At 65.7% G+C, this 5,275-nt stretch carries 8 protein-coding genes; 6 read left to right on the top strand and 2 right to left on the bottom strand.

Features of this window, described 5'->3' with window-relative positions:
* The 4 genes from IFT45_RS16605 to IFT45_RS16590 form a co-directional block, all read left to right on the top strand.
* On the top strand, positions 1-414 hold a 414-nt coding region (locus IFT45_RS16605; protein WP_192129541.1), incomplete at its 5' end, for a recombinase family protein.
* Between the two features lie 132 nt (positions 415-546).
* Positions 547-855 carry a hypothetical protein gene (locus IFT45_RS16600; RefSeq protein WP_156155572.1) on the top strand — a complete coding sequence of 103 codons (309 nt, stop codon included), beginning with the start codon at positions 547-549 and terminating at the stop codon, positions 853-855.
* Positions 856-904: 49 nt separating this feature from the next.
* Positions 905-1,729, top strand: coding sequence for a CPBP family intramembrane glutamic endopeptidase (locus tag IFT45_RS16595; RefSeq protein WP_244638079.1), 825 nt, complete (start codon positions 905-907; stop codon positions 1,727-1,729).
* A gap of 430 nt (positions 1,730-2,159) precedes the next feature.
* Positions 2,160-2,501, top strand: a complete 342-nt coding sequence (locus tag IFT45_RS16590) for a hypothetical protein (RefSeq protein ID WP_192129537.1) — start codon at positions 2,160-2,162, stop codon at positions 2,499-2,501.
* Between the two features lie 209 nt (positions 2,502-2,710).
* On the opposite strand, the gene IFT45_RS16585 is transcribed toward IFT45_RS16590, so the two are convergent.
* The gene (locus IFT45_RS16585; protein ID WP_192129535.1) at positions 2,711-3,577 is read right to left on the bottom strand and encodes an NAD(P)H-binding protein; all 867 of its coding nucleotides are present in this window, start codon (positions 3,575-3,577) and stop codon (positions 2,711-2,713) included.
* 80 nt (positions 3,578-3,657) lie between these two features.
* Between IFT45_RS16585 and IFT45_RS16580 the strand changes: the two genes are divergently transcribed.
* Positions 3,658-4,401 carry a TetR/AcrR family transcriptional regulator gene (locus IFT45_RS16580; RefSeq protein ID WP_371811071.1) on the top strand — a complete coding sequence of 248 codons (744 nt, stop codon included), beginning with the start codon at positions 3,658-3,660 and terminating at the stop codon, positions 4,399-4,401.
* A gap of 51 nt (positions 4,402-4,452) precedes the next feature.
* Entirely contained in the window at positions 4,453-4,911 is a 459-nt protein-coding gene (locus IFT45_RS16575) for a hypothetical protein (protein ID WP_192129533.1), read from the top strand.
* A gap of 133 nt (positions 4,912-5,044) precedes the next feature.
* On the opposite strand, the gene IFT45_RS16570 is transcribed toward IFT45_RS16575, so the two are convergent.
* The coding region (locus tag IFT45_RS16570) for a hypothetical protein (protein WP_206759084.1) at positions 5,045-5,275 on the bottom strand (231 nt) is incomplete at its 5' end.

Here is a 5,275-nt window from a genome sequence, read left to right as displayed (position 1 = left end):
TGCCGCACCGGCGATGTCCTGGTCGTCACGAAGCTCGACCGTCTCGCCCGGTCGCTGCGAGACGCCACCGACATCGCCGACGAGTTAACGAAGAAGGGCGTCGCCTTGAACCTCGGGGGAGCGGTCTACGACCCCACCGACCCCGTCGGCAGGCTCTTGTTCAACGTCCTCGGCATGGTCGCCGAGTTCGAGGTCGACCTCATCCGCGCCCGTACCCGTGAAGGGATGGCGATCGCCAAGGCCGCCGGCAAGCTCCGCGGCCGCAAACCGAAGCTGACCGCTTCGCAGGAGAAGCATCTCGTGCAGCTGCACCGCACCGGCGAGCACACCACAAGCGAGATCGCCGAGCTGTTCGGGGTCGCGCGTTCGACTGTCTACCGGGCAATTCAGCGCGCCGACCAGGCGCCACTTTGAGGGCTTGCGCCAGCTGCTTTTCTGAAGGAGGGCGACGAAGAAGATCGGGTCACGTACTCACGGCGGCCGCACTCTTCTTGCTGGCAGGGTTCACCCTGATAGCAGTGCGACGCCGACGGGCAGGCCACGACCATGAAGCCTGAGCAACCGGACAGCCCATCGCGACGGCGACGCATCTACGCAGGCGTTGCGGTGGGTTGCATCCTCAGCGTCGTCCTCGGGGCCGCCCTCGTTCGGGTAGCCCTGAACGCCCTGGACGCCAAGCCGTACGCCGGGGCGGCGACCGAGGACGCCTATCTCGTGGTCGCGATCGTCGCCCTTCTCATCTGGTGGGGAGGCACAGCGGCATGCATCGTCATCGGTCGCGTGCGTTTGCGCAGTTTGACCACGATCGGCACGCAGCGGAGCGCGCCTAAGGCGGACTCTCGCCCACCGACTTGAACTTGAATCTGTCTCGAACCTGGTGGTTAACTGAAAACCAATCGAGGGGATGATGATGGAAGACACTGCTGCACGATCAGGGTGGACGCGGTTCTGGGAACGGGGTCGTTGGTGGAAGGCGCTGATCCTCGCCGTCGGCTACCTCGCCATCTACGAACCGGCATCGCTCCTCATGGCACCCTTCGTGCCATTCATCGGCGACGCTGGATCAGCCAGCTATGTCCTCGTCCTCATCGTCGTCCCGGTCCTGATCGGCAGCCTCATCCTGATCGGCTTCGGTGCCAGCCTCGGCTGGCTGCGAGGCCTCTTCGCACGGCAGGACGTCCCGGGCCGAGGCTGGATGTGGATCGCCGTCGCCGTCGTGCTGCTCTTCAACGTGCTCCGGTTCGCGAGCATCGACTACGACGCTGCAGGCTTGGACTGGGTCGCCGCGTGGCTCCTGGCAGGACTGGTTATCGGCTTCTCCGAAGAAGTGCTGACTCGTGGGTACGTGGTACGCATCATGCGCTCGGCCGGCCGTTCCGAGATCGCCGTCGGGCTCGTCTCCGCGGCGTTGTTCTCGCTGCTGCACGCGACCAACCTCTTCACCGGTCAAGCGCTGATCCCCACGATGCTGCAGATGCTCTACACGTTCTTCTTCGGCCTCTGCATGTACCTCACCCTCCGGGTGACGGGAACAATCATCGCTCCGATCCTGCTTCACGCGAGCACAGACCCGAGCATCTTCATGCAGGGCACATACCCCCTGCAGGGCGGCCTTGGGTCCCTGGCTCAGCTTGGCAACATCGTGGTCGTCCTCGTCGGCGTCGTGCTGCTCGTCGTCTTCCTCGTGACGGAGCGCCGTGCGGCACATCACGGGCAGCAGGTGGTCTAGCGGTCTACCTCGGTCGATCACCGATGGTGATGTGCCCAGCGACCTCATCCCGAAAGACGACTGTGTTCGCCGCAGATACCGTCATCACCGGATGTGGAGAGCAAGAGCGTGCAGTCGATCGCAGTGGCGTCTGGATCAACCCGCCGCTCGACCTCCTCGGTGCCCGATAGACGATGGTTTAGCGGAACCCTCTCTTCTGGCTGACCCGCGAGAACGAGGTCTTCGACGTGACGTCCCGTCCTCGCCGACCGGTGACGACCCTCCCACGGCTCGTCGGGCTCGCCGCGGGAGGGGTGGGCCGGGTCTGTCAGTCCAGCTCTGCCAGGTCGTCGGGCGTGAGCGTGATGTCGCCGGAGTGGCTAGCCTCCGCCGATGGTCGGTGACCGATCGGCTATCGAGACAGTGCGGCGCTTGGAGGTACGGTGCCAACGTGACCCTAGAGGAACTGCGAGAGCTGACCCTGCTCGATGCCGCGTTCATGATTCGAGTACGCCGTATGCCTGCGCGTATCGAGGAGGTCTTTCCGTCCTTGACGGTCGAGAAGGTCGCTCAGGTGTGGAAGCGCGTCAATCAGTTCGAGAGCGTTACGCATAGGTGGGGTGCGGAGTTCATGGACCTCGTCTACCGTCGCGATCTTGACAACGAGTCGCGTGAGCGAGCGTTCAAGCAGCTAGAAGAACGTCAGGATCGGGAGTACGAGGAGCGTTGGAGTGACTTCTCGCGAAGCAGCCGCAGCGCTGGAGAGGATCGAGGGCAGATCGCGAACCGGTAGCCCATCGCTCAACGGCCTCTTGGCGGCTCTCCTTTCGAGAGGTTTCACCGGTGCGGAGGCTGCGACCGTTGTAGGGGGTGGTGTGTTCTGCGCGATCGTCGCGTTTGTCGCGCTGACCCCTCGACGCAAGGCTCGCCGCCAGCTGCGGAGTCGGGACCGCATGTCCTGAGCGTCTCAGTAGGGGATCGGCCTGTGGGACGAGATGTCGTTTAGTGGCCGGTCGTCGCGAGCTGCGCAGTAAGCAGGTCGCGGACGGACGCGGGCTCGCGATCGAGGACCTTGCCCAACAAAGGGTCGGTGCCGGCGAAGAACCCGCCGGCGGCGGCGCGGTACATGTCGAGCATGAAGCGTGCCATGAACTCCGGCTGCCCCGACGACACCTGGTGCGCGACCCAGTCGTCGTCCCCGAGCACCACGGTCTCGACCGGTCGCCCGGCGACATCGGCAGCGATCGCTGCGACGTCCGCGAACGTGGGAGCCGCGGGCGCGGTCAGGGTCGTCGGCCCGTTGTAGGCGCCGTCCGAGAGCAGGATGCGCGCGGCGGCTTCGGCCGCGTCTTCCCGGGCCGTCCACGACACAGGCCCGTCGGCAGGGACCGTGATGACGCCCGTCTCGCGCCAGTCGCCGAGGAACCAGGTCAGGCTGTGCGCGTAGAAGCCGTTGCGCAGCGACGTCCAGACCAGTCCCGACTCGGCGAGCAGCCGTTCGGTGGCCGCGTGGTCGCGTCCCGGTCCGAAGGGGGTGTCGAGTGCCGCCCCCTGGTGGCTCGTGTAGAGGACCCGGCCGACACCGGCGACCACTGCTGCTTCGACGGCGTTGCGGTGCAGCGCGACGGCGTCGGCGTGCGGGTCGCTCGCCGAGACGAGGAGAAGCTGGTCTGCTCCGGCGAAGGCAGCGGGCAAGGACGCAGGGTCGGCGTAGTCGCCCGTCCGCACCTCGACTCCGCGGTCTGCGAAGTGGACGGCCTTGGCGGCGTCGCGGGCGACGATGGCGATCTCGGATGCGGGAAGGGTCTTCAGGAGGTGCTCGACGGTGGAGCCGTTCAGGGCGCCCGTGGCGCCGGTGATGATGATCATGGGGGTGAGCCTCTCGTCGAACCGCGACCTGATATCAGCGGAACGTCGCAAGAGTATCGCCGGAATCGCGCTGATAGCAAGTGGGCGGTATCGTTGATTTCGTGACTGACGAAACCGTTCCTGCTGACACCCGGATGCGCATCGTCGAGGTCGCTGCCCGGTTCCTCCGTGAGCAGGGCCCGAGCGCTGTCACAACGCGAGGCGTCGCGCAGGCCGCTGGCGTCCAGGCCCCCGCGATCTACCGGCTCTTCGGTGACAAGGACGGCCTGCTCGAGGCCGTTGCTGAGCACGTCATGGCGTCCTTTGTCGCGGACAAAGCCTCGACCGTGGCCGCCGCTGCCGCGGCGGATGTCGATCCAGTCGAGGAGCTCTGCGACGGGTGGCGTCGTCAGGTCGAGTTCGGTCTCGAGAACCCGGCTCTCTTCGCCCTCCTCAGCGACTCGCGTCGTGTCGCGGGCTCGCCTGCTGCTCGCCTGGGCAAGGACGTCCTTGCTGCTCGTGTCCGCCGGGTCGCCGCCGCCGGGCGCCTCGCGGTGCCGGAGGCGCGGGCGGTGGGACTCATCCAATCGGCGGGAGCGGGCGTCATCACGACGATCCTTGCCACGCCTCCCGCCGAGCGTGATCCCGGACTGGCGGATGCCGTGTTCGAGGGCGTCCTGGCGCAGATCCTGACGGATGCGCCCGTGGCGGCCCGGTCAGGTCATTTGGCTGCAGCCGTCGCGTTCCGCGCCGTCGCTCCCGAGCTCAACCAGCTAAGCGACCCCGAGCGACGCCTCCTCGGGGAATGGCTCGACCGGATCATCTCCGAGCCGACCGCCCGATAGGGGATCGGCCATCGGACCGCCTGCTGCGCATTCGTGCCGCACACTGTTGGCATGAAGCCCCTGCCCCTGGAAGAGCGCAGATGGTTCTTTGCCGCAGTCGTACTCGTCCTGGTCGGGAGCGCGATTCTCCTCCTGCCATTCGAGACGATCCCCGTTCTGGGCGATTCATCTTTTGCCGAAAGCATCATCGTTGCAATGGGGCTCGGGATCATCCTCCGCATCCTCGTTCTTCTCCTGAGAGCGCGAAGGCAATTGCGCCGGCGAAGCGGACCGCGGCAGGGTTTCGACATCCGAATCGTTGGCAAGGAAGCCATCCAGTACCGGGAGGGCCTCGAGGCCCACACGTTCGTAGCTGCCTGGGGAGGCGGTTCCCGTGTCCTATACGTGCCAGCGGAACCAGATTGGTCACGTGTGATGCCGCTTGCATTCCGTGATCGGCGAGACGAGATTGTCGGTCGCTTGCGGAGCTACTCGGGCCATGTCGTTGAAGACGACATGACAGAACTCTGACGACGGATGCCGGAGCGGACCTGCAGAAAGAGGCTTGGAGCGTCTTGAACCGTCGGGGAGGTTCTCGGCCCTTGCTCACTCCTCGTCGCGGTCCTGTCCGATAGACGATCGCTCGCCGGTCACCGACGGGTCGTCAGGAGGCGACGGTCTCGTATTCGGCGTCCATCTCTGATGCAAGCCCTTCTAGGTCAATGGCCGACGGCTCACCAGTAGCCACCCCGGTGAGGTCCACCACCATCCAGTTGCCGCCATGCACCAATGGCACGGGACCTTGTTGGGTATCGCTCCACAGGTCAAGAGCCTTGTCCAGAACCGCCTGGTCCCCATAGAGGTCGATCTGCACGTGAGGCAGGCACAGCACTTG

The organism is Frigoribacterium sp. CFBP 13707 (assembly GCF_014842245.1).
In the GTDB taxonomy this organism is placed as follows: Bacteria; Actinomycetota; Actinomycetes; order Actinomycetales; family Microbacteriaceae; genus Frigoribacterium; species Frigoribacterium endophyticum.
Note: the sequence above shows the minus strand (reverse complement) of the source record. Positions and strands in the feature narration are given on the sequence as shown.

Coding starts and splice junctions, on each gene's coding strand:
- IFT45_RS16600 (WP_156155572.1), top strand. CDS start 547: ATGAAGCCTGAGCAACCGGACAGCCCATCGCGACGGCGACGCATCTAC.
- IFT45_RS16595 (WP_244638079.1), top strand. CDS start 905: ATGATGATGGAAGACACTGCTGCACGATCAGGGTGGACGCGGTTCTGG.
- IFT45_RS16585 (WP_192129535.1), bottom strand. CDS start 3,577: ATGATCATCATCACCGGCGCCACGGGCGCCCTGAACGGCTCCACCGTC.
- IFT45_RS16575 (WP_192129533.1), top strand. CDS start 4,453: ATGAAGCCCCTGCCCCTGGAAGAGCGCAGATGGTTCTTTGCCGCAGTC.